Annotated in this window: 18 protein-coding genes; 7 read left to right on the top strand and 11 right to left on the bottom strand. The window is 52.0% G+C overall.

The features are described from left to right. Positions 1–57: 57 nt before the first annotated feature. On the bottom strand, positions 58–1,134 hold the full coding sequence (locus tag N655_RS17430) for a metal-dependent hydrolase (protein WP_238324498.1): 1,077 nt from the start codon (positions 1,132–1,134) through the stop codon (positions 58–60). Between the two features lie 45 nt (positions 1,135–1,179). Between N655_RS17430 and ligA the strand changes: the two genes are divergently transcribed. From ligA to N655_RS0105020, 7 genes are all read left to right on the top strand, one after another. Further along, complete coding sequence (gene ligA, locus N655_RS0105050; RefSeq protein WP_026442107.1) at positions 1,180–3,216, top strand: NAD-dependent DNA ligase LigA; 2,037 nt, start codon at positions 1,180–1,182, stop codon at positions 3,214–3,216. Between the two features lie 275 nt (positions 3,217–3,491). Next, positions 3,492–4,097, top strand: coding sequence for a polysaccharide biosynthesis/export family protein (locus N655_RS0105045; protein ID WP_026442106.1), 606 nt, complete (start codon positions 3,492–3,494; stop codon positions 4,095–4,097). A 7-nt stretch (positions 4,098–4,104) separates the two neighbouring features. Then, positions 4,105–5,517 carry a hypothetical protein gene (locus N655_RS0105040; RefSeq protein WP_026442105.1) on the top strand — a complete coding sequence of 471 codons (1,413 nt, stop codon included), beginning with the start codon at positions 4,105–4,107 and terminating at the stop codon, positions 5,515–5,517. Between the two features lie 14 nt (positions 5,518–5,531). Further along, complete coding sequence (locus N655_RS17425) at positions 5,532–6,977, top strand: GumC family protein (protein WP_049961263.1); 1,446 nt, start codon at positions 5,532–5,534, stop codon at positions 6,975–6,977. 65 nt (positions 6,978–7,042) lie between these two features. After that, entirely contained in the window at positions 7,043–7,831 is a 789-nt protein-coding gene (locus tag N655_RS17420; protein ID WP_162173495.1) for an ExeA family protein, read from the top strand. Between the two features lie 18 nt (positions 7,832–7,849). Continuing rightward, complete coding sequence (locus N655_RS17415) at positions 7,850–8,692, top strand: CpsD/CapB family tyrosine-protein kinase (protein ID WP_081823577.1); 843 nt, start codon at positions 7,850–7,852, stop codon at positions 8,690–8,692. Further along, entirely contained in the window at positions 8,689–10,107 is a 1,419-nt protein-coding gene (locus N655_RS0105020) for a hypothetical protein (protein ID WP_026442104.1), read from the top strand. Before N655_RS17415 ends, N655_RS0105020 begins: the two co-directional genes overlap by 4 nt. Positions 10,108–10,119: 12 nt before the next feature. Here the strand turns inward: N655_RS0105020 and N655_RS19705 are convergent, their stop codons facing one another. The 10 genes from N655_RS19705 to N655_RS0104970 form a co-directional block, all read right to left on the bottom strand. Further along, positions 10,120–10,737, bottom strand: a complete 618-nt coding sequence (locus tag N655_RS19705; RefSeq protein WP_162173494.1) for an acyltransferase — start codon at positions 10,735–10,737, stop codon at positions 10,120–10,122. 89 nt (positions 10,738–10,826) lie between these two features. After that, positions 10,827–12,032, bottom strand: coding sequence for a glycosyltransferase family 4 protein (locus N655_RS0105010; RefSeq protein WP_026442103.1), 1,206 nt, complete (start codon positions 12,030–12,032; stop codon positions 10,827–10,829). Beyond that, positions 12,029–12,688 carry a class I SAM-dependent methyltransferase gene (locus N655_RS19700; RefSeq protein WP_026442102.1) on the bottom strand — a complete coding sequence of 220 codons (660 nt, stop codon included), beginning with the start codon at positions 12,686–12,688 and terminating at the stop codon, positions 12,029–12,031. Before N655_RS19700 ends, N655_RS0105010 begins: the two co-directional genes overlap by 4 nt. After that, entirely contained in the window at positions 12,685–14,001 is a 1,317-nt protein-coding gene (locus N655_RS20675) for a hypothetical protein (protein ID WP_162173493.1), read from the bottom strand. Before N655_RS20675 ends, N655_RS19700 begins: the two co-directional genes overlap by 4 nt. A gap of 32 nt (positions 14,002–14,033) precedes the next feature. Next, the gene (locus tag N655_RS17400; protein ID WP_049961259.1) at positions 14,034–15,014 is read right to left on the bottom strand and encodes a glycosyltransferase family 2 protein; all 981 of its coding nucleotides are present in this window, start codon (positions 15,012–15,014) and stop codon (positions 14,034–14,036) included. Between the two features lie 8 nt (positions 15,015–15,022). Continuing rightward, positions 15,023–16,930, bottom strand: coding sequence for an asparagine synthase (glutamine-hydrolyzing) (gene asnB, locus N655_RS17395; protein WP_044934008.1), 1,908 nt, complete (start codon positions 16,928–16,930; stop codon positions 15,023–15,025). Further along, positions 16,930–17,817, bottom strand: a complete 888-nt coding sequence (locus tag N655_RS17390) for a glycosyltransferase family 2 protein (protein ID WP_049961258.1) — start codon at positions 17,815–17,817, stop codon at positions 16,930–16,932. The genes asnB and N655_RS17390 overlap by 1 nt, the downstream gene beginning before the upstream one ends. Next, positions 17,810–18,382 carry a polysaccharide deacetylase family protein gene (locus N655_RS0104980; RefSeq protein WP_162173491.1) on the bottom strand — a complete coding sequence of 191 codons (573 nt, stop codon included), beginning with the start codon at positions 18,380–18,382 and terminating at the stop codon, positions 17,810–17,812. The genes N655_RS17390 and N655_RS0104980 overlap by 8 nt, the downstream gene beginning before the upstream one ends. Before the next feature lie 284 nt (positions 18,383–18,666). Then, complete coding sequence (locus N655_RS19695) at positions 18,667–19,641, bottom strand: glycosyltransferase family 2 protein (RefSeq protein ID WP_049961257.1); 975 nt, start codon at positions 19,639–19,641, stop codon at positions 18,667–18,669. Then, positions 19,642–20,730 (bottom strand): sugar transferase, encoded by a 1,089-nt coding sequence (locus N655_RS0104970; RefSeq protein WP_049961256.1) that lies wholly within the window; start codon positions 20,728–20,730, stop codon positions 19,642–19,644. Positions 20,731–20,845 lie beyond the last annotated feature (115 nt).

Below are 20,845 nucleotides of genomic sequence, written 5' to 3'. Positions count from 1 at the left end.
CAGAGCATTGTCTCCAGGCGGGCCATGTGAAAGGTATGCGGACTTTCGAGAGTCGGTTCAATTCTTTTGTTCTTTTCCACTCATGAACATACCTTCAATTTCCATCTGAGGGCCAACATAGACCCATCCGGAAAGAACAGAGTCATTGGCTTTGAAAGACAGCACAGGATAGCCGAAGCGCAGATCGCGAAACTGCACGGTGTGCCAATCGGGCTGTGCTGGGTCTACGTCGTATCCGGGCGGCGTGATGGGACCTTTGTCTTCAATCACTGGAAACTTTGACCAATCAAGATAAACCTGGCCAAGCCACGACTGTTTTGCTGCGGTAATCAACGGGGTGACCGCTGGTTTGTAGATGGTCTGTCCGGAATCTGCATCTGCATCATCAAGATGCGTATCTACTATTATGGTTTGGTATGTAGTTTTTGTTTCGAGAATGGCATACCAATGAAAGGGATTGACAGGATAAGGTTCAGCGGCGACGCGAAGGAGAGGACCGGCGTTTATTTCTGCACTGCGGGCCAGGTCCATGGCACGCTGGTGCTCGACGTGGCGTAATCCGTAGAGGAATGCGATCAACAACAGAGCTGTAATGGCCCATCCTCGTCCGCGGAAGGGATTGCGTCTGGCACCAATCTCACGATCGGTCAGGCCGAAGATCCATGGCATGAGGAGGGCGAGGACCAGCACAGCCAGCATCAGCGGTTCGACGATGAAGACGATGTCCCATGAATACCAGCGTGGCGAAAAGGGGAAAAAGGGGCGCAGACCGTAGTTGTTGGTGAAATCGAGCAACAAGTGGCTGAGGTCGGCAAGAAAAGCAAAAAACCACAAAAGGGCCCAGCGTACGGGAGCGAGCGGCGGCTTTTTCCGACAGCGGTGGACAAGCCAGACCACGGCCACGGTGACCAGTGCAATGAAAGGCGCAGCCAGCAGAGTGTGCGTGATGCCTCGATGATGTTCAAAGCCGGCCACAGGACCTCGGAGGCCCCACAGCACATCGAGATCCGGGGCTTCAGCGGCAAGTGTCATGGCCAAAGTGGTATAGGCGGCCTTGCGGTTCAATCCTGCACGACCGAGAACAGCACCAGTAAGCAAGTGGGTGACGGGATCCATCTGGAAGGATGATAGCAAGTCAGCTCCTCCCGTGACGCAGGATGAATTCTTATAATCTTCCTCATGGTCCAGAAGACTGCCAGAGAACGTATTGAAGAATTGCGCGAAACTATCCGGCACCATGAATACCTTTATTACGTCCTGGATTCCCCGGAAATTTCCGATGCTGATTATGACAAGCTCATGCGCGAGTTGCAGTCGCTGGAGAAAGAGCATCCTGAGCTGATTACGTCGGATTCGCCGACACAAAGGGTCGGAGGCAAGCCGAAAGAAGGTTTTGCCAAAGTGCCGCATTCCCGCCCCATGCTTTCACTGGACAATGCGATGAGCGAAGAAGAGTTGCGGGACTGGGATCGTCGCGTACGGCAGCTTGCTGGACCGGGCCAGCAGATCAGCTATGTATGTGAATACAAGCTGGATGGCCTCTCCATGGCGCTGCGATATCAGCAGTCTGAAGATGGTGCCGCGCATCTGAAGTTGGGCCTGACCAGAGGAGATGGTCTGATTGGCGAAGATGTAACAACCAATGTGCGCACGATACGTTCGGTCCCGTTGTCCATTCCGGCTGCGAAGCTGATGAAGGCAAAACTGCCCGCAGATTTTGAGGTGCGGGGAGAAGTTGTAATGCCTTTGGCAGCTTTTGAGAAAGCGAATGAAGAACGAGAGGCGCAGGGACTGGCACCAGCTGCGAATCCACGCAATTTTGCTGCAGGAACCATCCGCACATTGGAACCAAATATTGTGGCGCAGCGGCGGCTGGACTTTTATGCGTATTTTGCACTGACACCGGCTGGAGAGGACCTGTTTCAAGAACAGAGTCAGGCACTGGATGCGCTGGCGGCAGCAGGCTTTCGTGTAAATCCGCATCGGGAAGCAATTGACTCGTTTGAGAAGATCATGGATTTCATCCAACGGGCCGAGCAACATCGGGCGACGCTGGGCTATGAGATTGATGGCGTGGTCATTAAGGTGAGCTCTACGGAACTACAGCAACGGCTTGGATACACAGGTCGTGCTCCGCGTTGGGCCATTGCTTATAAATTTACTGCCCGCGCAGGGATTACCCAGGTAGAGGACATTCGCGTGCAAGTAGGGCGCACGGGAAAACTTACCCCCGTTGCCGTGCTGACACCGGTATTGATCGGAGGGACAACAGTAAGCCGCGCCACCCTGCATAACGCTGATGAGATTGATCGCCTGGGTCTGCTCATTGGAGACTGGGTGCGTGTGGAGCGGGGAGGCGACGTAATCCCGAAAGTGGTGGAAGTCATTGAGGACAAAGACCATCCGCGCGGCAAAAGAAAATTTCAGTTCCCCTCGCTTTGTCCAGAATGCGGCAGTGAGATTGTACGCACGGAGGGTGAAGCCGATTATCGGTGTGTGAACGCAGACTGTCCGGCGCGGTTACGGGAAAGCCTTCTGCATTATGCTTCCCGCGGCGTGATGAATATCGAAGGACTGGGAGAGGCAGTCGTGAATCAGTTGCTGGAGCGTAAGCTGGTGCGCAGCATTGCTGACTTGTACAAACTTGATGAGTCAGCGCTGCTTTCCCTGGATCGGATTGGCGAAAAGACTGCCCGGTCTCTGCTGCGGGAAATTGAGCAATCAAAAAAGGCCCGTCTGGACCGCGTGCTCTACGGACTTGGGATTCGCTTTGTTGGGGAACGGACCGCGCAACTGCTGGCTGAAGAGTTTGGTTCTATGGATGCGATTTTGTCCGCATCACAGGAGGACCTGGAGCGCGTGAATGAAGTGGGGCCGAAGGTGTCCCAAGCCATCCACGAGTTTTTTCGTGAGGAAAAGAACCGTGAACTGGTGGAGCACCTGCGTCAGGCAGGACTCACGCTTACCGCTGAAAAACGCAAAAAGACCTCCCAACTGGAAGGCCTGACCTTTGTTTTGACCGGGACACTTCCTCATCTGACCCGGGAAGAAGCAAAAGCGAAGATCGAAGCTGCGGGTGGGCGTGTCTCCGGCTCAGTCAGCAAAAAAACGAGCTATGTCGTCGCTGGTGAGGATGCGGGATCAAAACTGGACAAAGCCCATGAGTTGAAAGTCCCTGTGATTGATGAGCTAAAACTGCTGGAGATGCTGGGATAGGAAATGTCCTGCCGGAAGGTGGGAAAAAGATTTCCTTTTCTGCTTTCCGCAAGAGGCAGCTTGTCTTTGTAAGCGCACAAAGGCCACAATGTGCGTGCAGGTGCCGGCCCCGCACCCGGTGAGAAAACGCTCCTATCTTGTTCTAAGGATGGAAATTTGGTCGCAAAACCTTAAAAAGTAAAGGTTTTGATGAGCGCAGCACAAGATGGCACGCCTTTTGCAAGGTCTATGGTGTGCGGGCCCGCGTGTCTGTACGGTTGTCGGGGGAGGTCATCATGAAACCATATGCTGCGCTTTTGTTGATTTTGATAGGGACGGCGCCAGCACAGACGTTTGTAAACAAAGCCGCGCCGGATGTGCAGGCTGGCGCACACAAGGTTGTGAACGATGCTGCAGATCCGGCCTATGTCATTGGTGCCGATGATGTACTTGCCGTGACGGTGTGGAAGGAGCCTGAACTCTCCGCGACAGTCCCGGTGCGCTCGGACGGAAAAATATCGCTGCCCCTGTTGAATGATGTTCAGGCGGCGGGGTTGACTCCGTCCCAGTTAGCTGCGGATGTAAGTGAAAAGGTCAAGAAGTTTATTACAGATCCAAGTGTTACCGTCATTGTTACACAAATGAACAGCCGTAAGGCCTACATTATGGGTCTGGTCAATCACCAAGGCATGGTTCGCCTTCAGGCCAACATGACAGTGCTTCAGGCCCTTTCCGCCGCGGGTGGGCTGGCGCCATTTGCCAATCGCAAAAAAATCTATGTCCTGCGCAGCGAAAACGGACAGGAGCAGAAACTGCCATTCAACTACGACTCGGTCATCAAAGGCAAGAATGTGGAACAGAATGTATTGCTGAAGCCGGGGGACACAGTCGTCGTTCCGTGAGGCTACTATGAAGAACTTTCTTTACAGGGTTCCTTTCGTGCTTTGGTTGTTCCTGATTGCGACTGCTCTGGTGGCCCAGGTGCAGGAAGAGCCGACGTCAGGGCAGGAGGACGGCAGCGTGCTGACGGTGCAGCAAAACGCAGATGAAGAGCCTGCGGACATGACTCCCGATGATCATCCTTTGACCAGTGGACAGGTCATGGGGATCGGAGTGCGTGGTCCGCAACATAGCTTCTGGGTCCCCGATTTTCGTGTCGCACAGATTCTCGATTCCAATCCATACATGACACCGCAAAGTCATTACCGCGGATACACAAGCCTGAATGGCGACCTGCAATTGATTCAGTATCTGGGCAGAGATGCAAGCATTCGTTACGCGGGAGCCGTGCGTTTTGATACACAGGCACAGATCCAAGGGCTGCAGCAGTTTACCAATGCTCATGCACTTTCGATTTCCAAGCAGTTCCGGTCGCACGCGTGGGACCTGCTGATGGACAATGAGACGCAATATTCGCAGGGGGCCAATTTTGGCGCAACCGGAATGGAAGGGCTCGGCTCAGTGATTACAACCACGAGCGCGTGGGGCGGAATTGGCAATATTCAGCTTGAGTCGACAGCATTGCAGCCAGACCTGGTGCCCAATCAAAGCATTCTCACACTGCGCTCTGGTCGCATCAGCAATACGATCTTAGGCGAGGCAGATTACCGGCCGGATGGGCTTTACACCTTCACCATGACCGGCTTTTATGGACTGCTTCATTTTACGCAAAGCGGGCTGATTGACACGGCACAGGAAGGACTTGTTTTTGGTGTAAACCGGGCGCTCACGCCTTATGACTCGATCGCACTGGAGTATGGCTATTCCAACTTCACCTTTTCCGGGACCAGCCAATCGCTAACGAACAACTACTTCGGAGTGTTGTATGGCCGCAGGATTACAGGACGGATTGCAGCCTCGGTTGGGGCGGGACCTCAATACATTTCTGATGGACGGCCTGCGGACAACAATAACCAGCTGGGATGGCAGGCACGGGGAACCCTGGATTGGCAGATGAAGCAGGTTGGACTCCATGCTTCGGTCATCCGTAGCCTGACGGGTGGGTCGGGAGTGCTCTTTGGGGCCTATACCAACAGTGTGCAGGGCGGGTTGGATTATGGTTTCTGGCGTAACTGGGATGCGAACATGATCTTTGGCTACGCGCGGAACACCGCGATCATCTCTGCGCAGCGCTACGACGCGCAGTATCTTGGTGTGACTGCAACGCGACATGCGGGCCGCAACCGGGATATCTTCTTCAGCTATAACCTTCAGAACCAGACCTCGTCCGGATGCGCGGCCACAACCTGCGCCGTAAGCGGTATTCGGCATGTTTTTGGAATTGGGTTTGTCTGGAGCCACGATCCGATTGGAATTTATTAAGGCAGGACAAGGAAATGGAAGAACAAGGCGCACAGTTTACTTTTCAGGACGTTCTGGCCATTTTAAAACGAAGGCTGTGGTGGGTGCTGGTCCCTCTGGTGTTTGGTCCCATCATCGGATTTCTGGTTTCCTTTGGCATCAAGCCTGTTTATACCTCTCAGACTTTTGTTCTGGTTGAGCAGCAGAAGGTACCAGATACCATTGTGGCTCCTGTGGTGACAGACCAGCTTGAGATGCGGCTGATGACGATGCGCGACCAGATTCTGAGCCGCTCGAATCTGGAGCCGATTATCCGTCGTTTTGGTCTGTATAAGGCAGATGAGAGCCGCGTCCCCATGGAAGAGCTGGTAGAACGTCTGCGGAAAGCCATCAGCGTTACACCGCTTCGTCCGGATGGGTCGAGTGTGTTGCGAGGGTTCTATATTGACGTCAGTGCAGATCATCCAGCAGTGGCACGCGCAGTCTGTGCTGAAATTCTCTCTATGTTTATGGCGGAAAACCTGAAAGTGCGCGCACAGCGTGCTGAGGATACGACCACATTTCTTGCCGGCCAGCTTGATGACGCAAAACACAAGCTGGACGACTATGATGCAAAGCTGGCCGCATTCAAAAGCAGATATCTAGGACAGCTGCCCACGGACGAAGACCGGAACCTTCAGATGCTTTCCACCTTGAGCTCACAACTGGATGCGGTCAATCAGGAGCTGGCTCAGGCGCAGCAGCAAAAAGCGTCTCAGGAAGCATTGCTCTCGCAGGCTTTGACGAGTTTGCAGGCGTCCCAGAAAGGTGCCGACAGCCCAGTGGATCTAGAGCGGGAGCTGAGTAATCTGCGGATGCAGCTCGCCACTCTTGAAGCGCGTTATACGCCGGAATATCCCGACGTGGTCCGGACCAAAGCGCAGATCCAGACGTTGACGCAGCAACTGGCTGCGGCACGGAAAAATGCAGGCAATGATTCCACCAAGGCGCCTAGTGTCCCGGATACGCCCGAAGTGGCACAGATGCGCGTCGCGCTGCGGGGAATGGATGAAGCTGTGCGATTGAAGCGGGCCGAACAGGCCAGGTTGGAAAGCGAGATCCGCAATATGCAGTCGCGCGTGCAGTTGAGTCCTGTGGTGGAAGAGCAATACAAATCACTTACACGTGATTATGAAAGCGCATTGCAGTTTTACAACGAACTACTGAACAAAAAGACACAGGCTGAAATGGCAACAGATCTGGAGCTTCGCAGAGAAGGAGAACAATTCCGCGTGATGGATCCCCCGGATCTCCCGGCCAGTCCGAGTTCGCCCAATCGTTTGAAGTGCTCTCTGGCAGGTCTTGCAGCCGGGTTCTTCTTGGGGGCGGCGTTGGCGGCGATGCTGGAAATGAAAGAGCGCTTTCTCCGGACAGAAGAGGACATCCACAAGCACCTTGATCTGATGACTCTTGTAAGCTTGCCGGACTTTTCTGAAAGGTAGCAGACAAAGGCGACTGAATATTTATGTATGAAAAACATTTCAAGTTGAAGACGGCGCCTTTCAGCGTGAGCCCCGATCCAAGCTTTCTGTATACAACGAACCAGGTTCTTGAGGCTCTCGCGACACTGTCGTATGGTGTCAACCATCGCAAAGGTTTCATTGTCCTCACTGGAGACGTGGGAACAGGGAAGACCACGATTCTGAACATTTTCATGCAATGGCTGCGAGCACAGAATGCTGCGACAGCTTTTGTCTATAACCCGCGCCTGCGCCCGGAAGAGCTTTTGGATTTTATTCTTGCGGATTTTCACGTGCGCTGCCCGTCGACGATCAAGAGCCGTCGTCTGTTGCGGCTGACTGATTGGCTGCTGGAGAAGCACCGCGAAGGACAACCTGTAGTGCTTGTTGTTGACGAAGCACAACAGCTTTCCGCGGATGTGCTTGAAGAACTTCGTCTGCTTACAAACCTGGAAACTCCCACCGAAAAGTTGTTGCAGATTGTTCTCAGTGGGCAACCGGAGCTCGATGCTTTGCTAGCACAACCCTCGTTGCGCCAGCTTCGGCAGCGGATTACCCTGCGTTGCCGGACAGGAGCGTTTTCTGCGGAGCAGACGAAGGAATACATTGAACAACGGCTTCATATTGCCGGGGCCGAACGTCGAGATATCTTCTCTGCGGAGGCCATTGCCTGCATTCACGAAATCTCGGGAGGCATTGCGCGAGTCATCAATGTGCTCTGTGAACAGGCGCTGATTCACGCGTTTTGTGAAAACAAGACGACCATTGCTCCGGAAACAATCGAAGTCATTGCACGGGAGTATCACTATGCTGCCCAGAACCTGGCCAGTGTATGAGAGGGAAGAGGATCTGAAATGAGCCGGATATATGAAGCACTACAGAAGGCGCAGAAGGAAAAGCAGAGCAGTGGGCGAACAGGCATATCGATGCTGGAAGAGATGGTCGGTCCTCGCCGGGCCGAAGAACCTGTAGAACCACCGGCTGCACTTGCAGTTCCTGTGCAGCATGTGTGGTCACCTGATAAGGCAAAGATGCCGTTTTTTGACACTGCGGATTCCCTTGGGAAGGAACAATTACGAACGCTCCGCTCGCGTTTATATCAGCTACGAGAGCAGCGCAGACTGTCGGCGCTGCTCATCTCCAGTGCGATGGCCGGAGAAGGAAAGAGTTTCACGGCCGCAAATCTGGCCCATGTCTTTGCCTTGCAGCGTGAGCGTCGTGTTGTGCTTGTCGACTGCGACCTTCGCAGAGGGACTTTGGCATCGTTTTTTGGTGCTCCGCATACTCCGGGACTTTCTGAATATCTCAACGGTGAAGTTTCTCACGAAGAGATTCTGCAGTCCGGCGGTCCTGAGAACTTCTTTTTCATTCCTTGCGGAACCCGGATCCAGCAGCCGGGCGAATTGATCTCCAGCTCGCGCATGGGGAGGCTTCTTGAGCAGCTGCGTGCGCGCTTTGACTGGATCATTGTGGACACCCCACCAGCCGCCTTATTTTCCGATGCAAGTGTGCTGGCAGATCTTTGTGATGGCGTGCTTTTTGTAGTGAAATCAGGGGCCACGCCTATTCGTCAGGCAAAAATCGCGAGCCTGGAGTTCAAAAAGAAGAGCCTGCTCGGTGTTGTTCTGAACCAGTCTGCAGATGTGCTTCAGGATGCTTCCTATTATGCTTATGCAAGTGCGGAAGCGCAGGAATGATCGTGTCCCGCCTGATGCATATTTTTGTTGTTCTGCTGGTATTTTCCGTAGTCTGCCCCGCAGAAGCAAAAGAGGTCTATCTCTCCCAATCCGGGAGCGGATTGCAGGACGGATCATCTTGTGCAAACGCACAACCAGTCATGTGGCTGAATCAAGAGTCAACCACGCTTGTTGGCGGAGATAAAATCCACATTTGCGATGTCATTACCTCGATGCTGGAACCAAAAGGTGATGGCTCCCCTGACGACCCCATACGCATCATCTTTGAAAAGAATGCGAAGATCTCTGCTCCAACGTTCTGGATAGAAGCCAGGCATTTCGGAGCAGGAATCAACCTTGAAGGAAGACACTTCTATATTGTGGATGGCGGAGAAAATGGCACCATCGAAGCTACGAGCAATGGAACTCCTGGTAGCTACCAACATAGCGAGGACATTTCCGGAATCCATACAGACCACGCAGGCGATATTGTAGTTCGTAATCTGACTATCCGAGGCATGTATCGGCGGGTCCCTAACTCACAGGATGCAAACAAATATGGGTGTGGGACGTGGGGCAGTTCCATGACCGGAACCAATGTTTTTGAAAATAACGTCATCGAAGACGCGAACTGTGGTGTGCAGTGGAATACCGATAGCACGCTGGGAGGCACTCTAATTATCCGCAATAATTCTATGAGCCGCGTGTCCTGGGGTTTTGCTTTCGGGGGCGGGGGCGACGTGCGCTTGCAGTTTTATGGCAACAATCTTTCGGATGGATATGTCTGGTCGGGGCACATTTCCACCGGCGACGGACATTTTCACAATGATCCTTTTCATATTTGGACGACAAGCAGTAACACACGTTTTGTAGAGCTGAAAATCTACAACAATCGCATTACGGGAGACTGGGGAGATAATACAACGGGCGCAATTTACCTGGAATGCCGGGGACCCGAAAATGATTGCCCGGCCTTCATCTTTAACAACATTGTTTCAACTCGATCTGGATTTACAAATGGAGCCATCGCCCTCAAGTTTGCAGAGCATGTGCGTATTTTCAATAACGTGTTTGCGTGCCCTGGAAATGCAATTCATCTTGAAGGAAGTACGTTTGGAGACAGGTCGACTTCATCCCGATATATCGACGTAGAAAACAATCTTTTTGATGGGGTTGGTGTGCCGTTGGCAGAAAATGACGGTTCCTCTTATGGCATGGTGGATTACAACGCGTATTGGCATACAGTACCAGGAAATGATCCGCACAAAATTACAGGGGACCCGAAGATAAATCAGGAGTTTGTTCCTCGGCCCGGATCTTCTTTAATAGGCCATGGCGTCAATTTAAGTGCTTATTTCACCGCAGACTTTACAGGAGCACCGCGTCCGCAGGACGGGCCCTGGACCATCGGAGCGTTTGAGGCCCCGAACAAGTAAAGCCACGCCGGCTTATCTGGCGATTCCTCCCAGCACCCACATCTTTTTGTCATGGTCAAATTGACTGATGACCCGTGCTGGGTTCCCGCTAATTACACAGTAATCAGGGAAGCTCCGCGTGACTACTGAATTGGCTGCTACAACGCAGTGTTTGCCAAGGGTCAAATCGCCTTTCGAACACACAATCGCGCAGCCAAAGCCGAGAAATGAGCCTTCGCCAATCCGGACGGTCCCACCTTCGGTAACGCCCTGTTGCTCAACCGGCCTGGTAATGTCCTCATAGGCATGATTGTGGTCCATAATCAGTACTCCTGGGCCGGTCGTGACATCGTTTTCCAGAAGAATCTGATTTTTGGCCGAAAGCATCGTACGCCGCCCGAGGACACAGCGGTCTCCCAGCGCGATGACATGGTCATCGCTGTTATTGGTCAAAGTCACATTTAACCAGACGTCCTTGCCGAGATAAACGCCATTTCCAATCGCGATACGATTCGCTTTGCTGCGACGAACATCTACGGAGTAATGAAATGCCACATCGTGCCCGATTGAGGCAAAAGGATAAGTGGTCCTGGCCCACAAGGTATACAGCTTTGAAACGACTCTCTCAAAGAGATACAGTGGATCGTCCATGGTTTCCGGAGCTAACACGTTCGGACTCTCTTGCGTCTCTAGGGGCAGGTCTTGCGAAATGGTCGAAATCGAAGGGTTCATTTCCAGCCTCATGATTGGGGAGCTGCTTGCGGCAAAATCTTCTGTGGCGGTGTTTTGCAGACGAGATTGTCAAGCATGTCCAGGTATGTATGCTTTGCATGTGCCCAGGAATTTTCCGACGCAAACTGTAAAGCATTCCTAACGCGAGTATTGCGCAGTTCTGGATCAGTCGCCATGCGGAGAATGGCACGTGCCAGATCATGCTCGTCACCACTTTTAAAGAATTCCACGAGAGAGTCGTCGTAATAGCAGCGGTCAATTTTTGTTTCTGCGACAATCATGGGGATTCCAACGGACATAAACTCAAGAATCTTCGTGCTCTGCGCCTCATTGCCAAAGGAGTCCTGCCGTTTGGCAACGATCCCCAGGTCTGCTTCAGCCATGATCTCAGCAATTTCTCGAATAGGGCGGGCGGCGTGAAAGATGACTCGGCCCTGAAGCCCAAGAGTCGACACAAGGTCTTGCTGCGACCGCTTGGCATCGCCTTCTCCATAGATATGGAGCTCAGCAGACGGTAAATCATCTTGAATGAGATACAGCGCACGAATCATCAGGTCCACGCCTTGATGGATTTGCAATGTTCCCGGGTAAAGAATCAGGAACTTTCCATCATTGCGGGTACGTTCTCGTGGAAAAAAGATGGACGGATCTGGATAATTCATCAATGCTGTGCACTTATGTGCCGATACAGACCGCGCAACGATGCGCTCGCGCCATAAATGGTTTGCGATAATGACCTGATCGGCGAATGCCGTTGAAATACGTTCAATCCATAACAGCACACGAAATAGGAGGCTTTTGTCCGAGAGTTTGAATTTGCTTGCATAAAGCTCAGGCAGGATATCGTGAATATCGAGGACAATCCTGGCTCCTGTGATTCGCGGCACCACTGCGGCAAACACTAGAAAATCCGGAACGGAATGAACGTGGACAACATCATACCTGTATTTCAGGTTTCGAAATGTCAACCATGCCACAGCCCGTAAGAAGAATTGCAGGATGCGAATCAGATAAGACAGTTTTCCGCGCTCGTTGCGGATGCGCTCTTGCAGACGATACACATTCACGCCATTCAAGCAGGTTGTTTTTTCTTGCTGGGGGACACGCAGGGAGATTACGTCGACCGTATCTCCACGTGCGGCCAGCGTTTCTGCGTAGCGCATGACGCGGTTGTCTGCTTCATAAAACGAATATGTAATCATGCAGACTTTCATTTGGTGGCCTCTGAACGGGAAGGTAAATTTCGTGGTTTGAAGATAAGGATGATGGTCGGGTTGTCAGCAGGAGCAACAGTTTCTTTTACTTCATAAGTCTCGAAAATGTGATCCACAATCTTTTCGTAGCGGTTGCGATCGTATAGGCGAACAACAAAAACTCCATCAGGCCGGAGAAAGAGCGCATGACGGTTCAGGATGGTTTTAATTTGGCCAAGAGAAAAATAGTAAAGACATTCACGATACAGCACGATGTGAAATCGGCGCTGTGTAGTGAATGATTCAATTGGCGCCACGGCAAACTCTGTTTTATCCCTCTTTGCGACTATTGGATCGAGGTTTTTCTCTGCCCGTTCAATTGCCACCGGTGAAATGTCGATTCCCAGATAGGAGCGGTAGACGTCCGCAATTTGTACCGCAGTAGATCCTGTGCCGCATCCCAGGTCGAGGATGTCACCTTTTGCTCCCCACTTCTCCAGTACGGGATAAATCAGATCTCGGGGTACGGCTTCTGTTTCCTGCGGATCAATGGCTGTCCATTTCCCGGATTGATATTCGGCATTCCAGATCTTCTGCTTCGTTGCGGACGCGCCCCACCGTTTGAGAACAGCATGGAATGCACGTGCAGGCACGGTCATCAGGGTATGGGCAATCATTGAGCAACTCCTTCCCATTGCAGATCGCGCCAGGAGCGACGAATTCTCACCGGTACGGAGAGGAACTGCTCTGACGGTTTCATTGTGGATACATGAGAAATCATGGCGAGCAACAGATACCAGGAAACAAAGTTTTGATCGAAATAGGAGACAGAAATAAAAGATACTGCGTGTGCGAGCAAAGCGGCGCCAAGAGACCAGATCATCATTTGTTCCCATTTGGGCTGCCGAGATGCGGCTTTCCGCGCACGTCCCACTGCTCCAAAAGCATAGGAAACAACAGCCAGAAACAGGACCAGCGTAAGAAATCCGCCTTCAACGCCCTGCCGAATGTAGTAGTTTGTTACATCCATCAACTCGTAGCCCCAATGCGCGGTTGAAGGAGTACCGACAAGCCACCACTCGGAAAAATTATGAATGGCCGCATCAATTAACATTGCGCGATGGAATCCGGTGGACGCCTGAAAGACAGTAATACGCCCAATCAGAAACCACACGGGTGCTTTCATCACAAGGTGGAGGAGAACGGTCAATCCCAGCAGTCCCCAGCGCAGTGCGCGCATATGCTGCCGCAGGGGCCACAGGCAAAATGCGAGGACACTGAAGATCCATGCAAAGGCAGGACCGCTGGATCCAGAACTGAAAACAATGATGAGAGAAGCCATCATGCCCGCATAGCCAAGGATTCGATCTGTACCGCTGCGAAAATGCAGAGCATAGAAGAAGGGAAAGACGGTAGCGCCAAAGGTTCCCCCCAGAATGGAATGTCCAAATGGTCCCTGAGAGCGAATTCTGCCTTCACGGATTTCACTGATAGCAGGAACTCCACCAAGAAAGGCAAAGAGATTGTGCCCACTCAAGTGTTCCCACAGCATCAGGATGGACAAAGGGACGACAAACCAGGCGAGCATGCGCATAACATGGATGACGTCATGACGCTCGCGCAGAAGAAAGCGCAAAAGAAAATATGTGCCCACGCAGTTGTAGGCCACGCCAAGTCTGTATGCCGCGTCACTTGGCTCCAGAATCGTATGGGCAACAAAGCCGGAGATTGCCCAGGCAATCAGGCAAATGTCAATCGCATTCCATTTCAGCCTGCGAAACTCTCCATGAAAGGCAAGGCGCGCCCAACCAAAAAGGAGCAGGATACGGATCATGGTGAAATTCAAGCCACCCAGAACGACCCGTTGCCCCATCGTCATAAAACAGGTAAGTGCCAGCACTGGCACGATGGCATAGCGGCGAGGAAGAAATAGCAGGGCAAGACATAGCACCAGCGTAAAGCCAAGTCCCAGAGGGCTGACGAAAGTCATGTTATCTGTGACCCATGCAAACTGGTTCGGGTTCATATGTTTTGCACCTTTGCTTCCAGTTGCCCTGCCCAAGCTTCCATACCAAGAGACCAGCGCAGGACCTTGAACCATTTACCGGCAGCGGCGAATAAGCGCGAGCGGCGCTCAGTGTTCCTGGCAACAGCGATAGCCGTGCCAAGCATCAGGATTCTTGCAATAGCACTCAGAGCAGTTGTGAGGCGATAGGCCATCGCATACGAGCCGCCGTACCATGCTGTCATGAACCGCCAGCGCGACTCGCGCATGACGATGGTGGCAAAGTGGCTTTGCGGTTCGAGGGCGCTGCTACGGCCTCCGTGGTGTATCACGCGGGCAAGCGAGGCATAGCACACTTTGTTCCCGGCGAGCCTGATCTTGTAACAAAGATCTACATCTTCTGTGTACATGAAATAACGGTTGCTGAACATGCCAACTGCGGAGAAGATATCTCGCTTGACCAGCATGCACGCTCCAGAGACGCAATCGACCTCTGTAACCACGGCCTGTGGATCGTGAAATGGGCGCGTGGCAAAAAAGTCAGATGGAGGGCACCGTTTTCGCAAGTAATCAAAGTCGAACAACTGGTTCAGTATCGTAGGAAAGCGCTGAATACAACTGTCTTGCAGGCTAAGGTCTGTGTTCAGCAGTTGCGCACCAACTAAAGCAACCTCGGGAGCGGAATAGAGTGCTTTTAGCATTTCCTGTATTGCACCGGGAAGGAGTTCAGTGTCAGGGTTGAGGAAAAGCACATTTCTGGCGATGGACCGCTCAAAAGCAAGATTGTTGGCCCCTGCAAAGCCCAGATTTTTTCGGCTTGGAATAAAGACCACATCGGGAAATTCCGAAGCCAGCATTTTTCCGCAGTCATCTCCGGAAGCATTATCCACCACAAGGATTTCGCAACGCAGACAAGCGGAATCGGCATAGATGCTCTGGATGCACTTTCGGACGAAAGCAGATGATTTCCAATTAACGATAATGATCGATAAATCCATGCCTGATCTCATGATGCTGCCTCGCTACAGACTGGAGCGGCGGTGCGCATAAAGGTGCGATGCCAAAGCTCAAAGGAGATCAAAAGATAAATGTGACGCAGATGCTCACGGCGGCCAGCTTCATGATCTGCAATTAGCTGTTTTACATAAGAGCGGTTGAAGTATTGATTGATGGAAGATGTCTCAGACAGCAGACAGTCTCCGATATATTTTTTAAGACTGTGACGAAGCCATTTATCCACAGGATTGGCAAAACCCTTTTTTTTGCGGTACACAATTTCGCGGGGAAGATACTTTTCCATCGCTCTTTTATGGAGGTATTTGCGTTCAAAACGACGTAGCTTCAGGTTGTGCGGCAGTGATTCTACGAACTCAATGATGCGCGGATCCAAAAAAGGCACTCGTGCTTCAAGCGAATTGGCCATAGACGTTTTGTCACCAACCATAAGAAGGTCATCAGGCAGATTGGTGCGGGTATCGATATACATCATCTGCGCAACAGGATCGAGATGGGCAACTTGTTTTTGTAGCAGCCCGAGTGGTCCCAGCGCCTGTGCCCCGTCGGTCCCAATCGCTTCGCGCAGCCAAGGCTGAAAGAGATGCTCCTTCATGTGCGAATCGTAGAAAGAGTAGATATTTGTAAAGCGCTTTAAGATGTCGGGCTCAGTTAGGGAAATGACTCCACGACGCAGTCTTTCCTGTCTGACGAAAGACAGGACGAGTGGTCGGACAATCCCGTTCGTAATGTTTTGCGGCAGATGGCTGTATGTTTTTGAGAGCTGCACACCAATATAGCGGTGATAACCACCCCAAGGCTCATCTGCTCCCTGGCCCGTGAGTGCTACTTTGACCGAGCGGCCTGCAATCAGGCTGACAAAATAAAATGCAGCGGCGCTTTCATTTCCAACTGGCTCCTCAATGTCCCATAAATAACGTTCGTAGTAGTCTTCGTAATCGCGCGCACTTACCATCATTTCCGAGTGCGTAGCGCCAAACATTCTGGCTACTTCTCTGGCCTCGCTTGTCTCATTGGTGCTTTCGCCCTCCTCAAATCCGATGGTGAAGGTCTTCACGGGATGATTGGTGAGCTGATGCATCAGCGAGAGCAATGCGCTTGAATCCACTCCGGAACTTAAAAATAATCCAACCGGAACATCGCTACGCATTTGCAGACGCACAGCGCTTTCAACCAGTGACTGGTATTGTTCCAGCAACGTATCAGGGGAAGCCCCATGGTTTACTACAGGAACAGGCTTCCAGTAATGTTTCTGCTCAATGCCAAGATGAGAAACGCGCATCCAGCAGGCAGGAGGCAATTTGCTGATGCCATGAAACAGCGTTCTGGGAGATGGAACATAACGCAGCGTAAAAAGCTGTGCCAGTGCCGTCAGGTCCACGTCGCGCTCGCAATCGCAATCCACAAGCAAGGCCTTGATCTCGGAGGCAAAAGAAAAGCGAGAGCCCCGCTGGGTAAAGTAGAGTGGTTTTACGCCCAGATGATCGCGCGCCAGAAATAGTTCGCGATCCCGCTGGTCCCAGATTGCAAAAGCAAAAATGCCGTTCAGGCGCGTCACGCAATCCGGGCCCCACTGTTCGTATGCATGAACGATCACTTCTGTATCCGACTGAGTAATGAACACATGACCATAAGTCAGAAGTTCCTCTCTCAGTTCGATGTAGTTATAAATTTCTCCATTGAAGATAATGTGCAGGGTCCCATCTTCATTTGAGATGGGCTGAGATCCTCCATTCAAATCGATGATGCTTAAACGGCGATGACCGAGTCCTACTTCTCCCTGTACATAGCTGCCTGCGCCATCCGGTCCGCGATGCGCAAGGGCCGACATCATGGCAGAAATGTCCTTTTTGAGGACGGGTCTTCCAGACATCTCCATCGTTCCGCAGATTCCGCACATCAGTATGTCCTCCCGAGTCCGCGCTTCATTCCCTCCAGGAGTCGCTGATTCAAGAGAGAACGATAATGACGCGCTTCTTCCGCATTTACCAGGCGTTTTGTGCCTTGAAAGTATGGAGCGGCGAAGCCATAGAGCATCGCCGCGCTGCCAAATACAAAAGGCCGTCCGTGAATGGCCCGCGCAGCCAGTTTCCCTAAAAAGAACAGAAGGCTGCCTCCTGTTTTGTAGTAAATTTCTCCGTGCATGATGTTCGTGCGCATCCATCCAATGCCCGTTCCTTCTGGCTTGAGATGGTCCATGACCAGATCGGAAAAATGGCAGGTCTTCCATCCATGCAGATGTGCACGGACTTCATCCAAGGTGTCCCATCCGCGTTCTGGAATGAATCCTCCAATGTCTTCAAAGCACTTTCTGCGCAGGAGCTTGCTTGCTCCGGCTGCATGGTACTTGGGCATGGGGACGATTTGCATTCGACCACGCTTTTTCTCCTGATAGACACCTGATGCTATTCCGAGGGCCGGGTCGAGAGCGAAACGAAGAAGAAGGAGCTCAAAATAGTAAGCAGGCAGCCGCAGATCGCAATCGAGTTTTACGATGAAGTCATAATCCAGGTCGCTTAAAAACTGGGTCCCGTATTGGAAGGCGCGAATGACGGCGGAACCCGGCTGACGGGGACCGCCCTGGGTGTGCACAAGCCTGATCCAGTCAAAGCGCGCAGCAAATTCCTGGACAATGTGCGGAGTACTGTCGGTAGATCCATCATCGACAATAACCCACCGTGCCGGCCGAACCGTTTGCTGCGTTACGGATTCCAGGGTTTCCCGAACAAAGCGCTCCTCATCCTTTACGGGAGAAATGATGACGTATTGTTTGAATTGCTCATCCATGCTGGTTCTTCCTGGAAATGGACTTCTTCATGGACTGCAGGATCCCGAGCCAGTCATAAGCGCCTTCAAGCTTGGCTTGAAAGAGTACAGGATCATCAAAACCATTGATGGGAAGGCGGCGAAGAAAATAGGGGTCAGAAGAGGAATTCGCCGTCCCCAATGTTGTGCATACTCCGGTTGTATAGCCATGCTTGACAAGCAATGCCCGAAGACGTGCAGAATAGGTCGAATCTGCCGGAAATGCATAAGGATGGGAGAAGCTAGCAACAGGACTTATCAGCTCCTCTTCAATGGTTTCTTTTGATTCCGCGATCTCTTTTTCGAGCCTGGAATCGGTCAAATCATAAAGAAATGGATGAGAAACGGTGTGGGACCCAAACTCAATACCGGCCTGATGTAACTCACGAACCTCATCCCATGTCATGCATTCCTTGCCAAGAAACTGCTGACGATGATTGGCGATATACGCTGTAGGCAAGAATACAGTCGCGGTGAATCCATACTTTTTGAGAACAGGAAATGCACTGGTATAAAAGTCGCGGAACCCATCATCGAATGTGATCACAACGAAATTCTGCGTTGGATCTTGTGCCAGAGAAGATGCAAGATGGCTTAGATGGAGTGTCTGGTATCCATTGCAGGCAAGCCAGTCTAGATGTTCTTCAAAAACTCTTACTGGAGTATGCAGTTCGTAATAAGGATGACGCCTGGCGGAAGAGATATCTGAAACGCTGTGGTACATGAGAATGGGTATGCCCCTGCGTTTGCACCAGGGTTGCATAAGATGTACCGAAATTGCTCTGTCTATGCGAAACATTCCCTTTTCCTGACGCTTACCCACCGATTCACTTATGCGGTGGCTGCTGCAAAATCTCTCACGGGATGATGGCTTAAGGCTGTAACTTCCATGGCCGGCCAGTAGCGAGACCTCTTAAACAGGGCAGCGCTGCCTCGTTCAGCCAACGAAATTCCATTTCCCAGTACCTTCTTCAATGGATTCCTGGAGCGCGAAAGGCGCAAGCCCAACAGTTCGTGTTGCGTGCTTTTGATCTTGCGATCGAGTAATTTCATGGATGATTGATTGAGGGCTCCTTGGGCCCTGGCCAGAGCGTTTTTATGTACACATAGCGCCGATTCCCGCAGTGAAATTCGGTCTTTACTTGCGCGAGTCACGAGGCTCTCATTGCTATTCGGGTTCCAGACAGCGAAAGGTTCGATGGTGTAGACCCACGAACCGAGTTCAGAGAGACGGAGGGCCAGGTCCCAATCTTCCAGCAAGGTCAGTTGTTCATCGAATCCTTTGCAGAGAAGCAAAGCGTCGCGCCGGACTGCTGCGACCTGATTAAAGAAGAGAAATCTGGAGGCCAGCACTTGTGAAGGGTTGGTCCAAAGACCTTGTGGAAGGCGAGGAAAGATTTCTGCTACTTCAAACGAAAGTCTGTGCTCTCCACGCTCTCCGCGCAGAATGGCATTTGTGACGCAGCAGCAGACAGAAGACCCGGCCTTCTGCAGCAAATCTACCTGGCGTCGCACCTTGCCTGGAAGCCAGGTATCATCGGAGTCAAGAAACATGATGATCTCACCGGAGGAGATGCGAACACCATGGTTCCGTGCGGCTGAGGGTCCCCGATTGCTCTGCCATGCATAAGATACCTGTGGATACTTCTGCGTGAGGAGTGCTGCAGTGTGATCGGTAGAGCCATCGTCAATCACGATGATCTCCAGCTCAGAATATCGCTGCTTTAGAACACTCTCAATGGCCTGTCCTAACGAATGGGCGCGATTGTAAGTAGGGATGATGACGCTTACCAGGGGGTCCGGCATTTAGTGCGCTCCCTTCAGCACGGCAAAGGGTGTTTCCAGAAGGATTTTCAGATCCAGCCAGAGAGACCATTTATGGGCGTAGCGAAGATCGAGCCGTACCATTTCGTCAAAGGTGGTGCGGTTACGCCCGCGTACTTGCCATAGCCCGGTCATTCCGGGCTTCACTTCAAGCACCCGTCTTCTGTGCCACACGTCGTAGCAAGAGACTTCATAAGGGATAGGCGGCCGAGGGCCGACCAGCGACATCTCGCCTCTGAGTACATTCCAAAGTTGGGGAAGCTCGTCCAGACTTGTTTTGCGCAGAAATTTGCCAACGGGAGTGATGCGAGGGTCGCTCGTAATTTTAAATACCTCTGCTCCGTTTTCGTCCTTGTGTTTTTCGGCCTTGCCCTCAATTAGCTTGCGACAATAGGCTTCATGGAGCGAAGGGTCATTGCCGGCCTTCATGGAGCGGAACTTCATGAAAGTAAAATGTCTCCCATGCTGCCCCACCCGAGTCTGACGGTAAAGTATGGGTCCTCCGGAGGTGCATTTGACCGCAATTGCGATCAAAGCAAAAAGAGGAGAAAGAAAAAACAACAACAGAGATGACCCTAATATGTCTCCCACGCGCTTGACTGCTTGCTGGAATTGCTTTTCCCTGGGTGCAAGAACGGAGAAAACTTGAGACAGGTCTTCCTCCTGATCTCTTTGCCCGGACGCAAAGCGGGCCGGTAAAACATAGGCTGAGAGATGAACATTTTTAATTGCAGAGGCGTCCAGCGATCTGCGGATTTTTCTCACAATGGAGTCGCGAGCTTCATCTACTGAGGTGTTCCCCAACTCTGCGAAAATAGCGCCCAGAATTGTGTTCTGTTCAAACCATCCCCAGATGTCCGTCTCACGGGTGTCTGGTGCAACAAGCTGCGGAATTCTCTTCAATTGTGTTGCATCGCCGTCAGCGGCCTCGAATAGAACAAGCAGGAGCGGGCGGCGTGATCGCTCAGCGCGTCTCCACTCGTGCGCCAGTTTCTGCAGGAAGTGTTCCTGGTCTTCCGTTCGCCTTGGGATTGAGGCAAATGAGAGTCCTGCAACGGATCGAGTCACCATAATCTCCTCAAGCGCAATGCTTCACGGAGTCCATTGCGCCACCTGTATGAGAAGCAATTACTGTTCCAGAAGAAGGAAAAACCGAGTCAGGACCAAATCTTTTGTGCCGGCCTGT

The sequence above is a fragment of the Pseudacidobacterium ailaaui genome, assembly GCF_000688455.1.
Classification (GTDB): domain Bacteria; phylum Acidobacteriota; class Terriglobia; order Terriglobales; family Acidobacteriaceae; genus Pseudacidobacterium; species Pseudacidobacterium ailaaui.
Note: the sequence above shows the minus strand (reverse complement) of the source record. Positions and strands in the feature narration are given on the sequence as shown.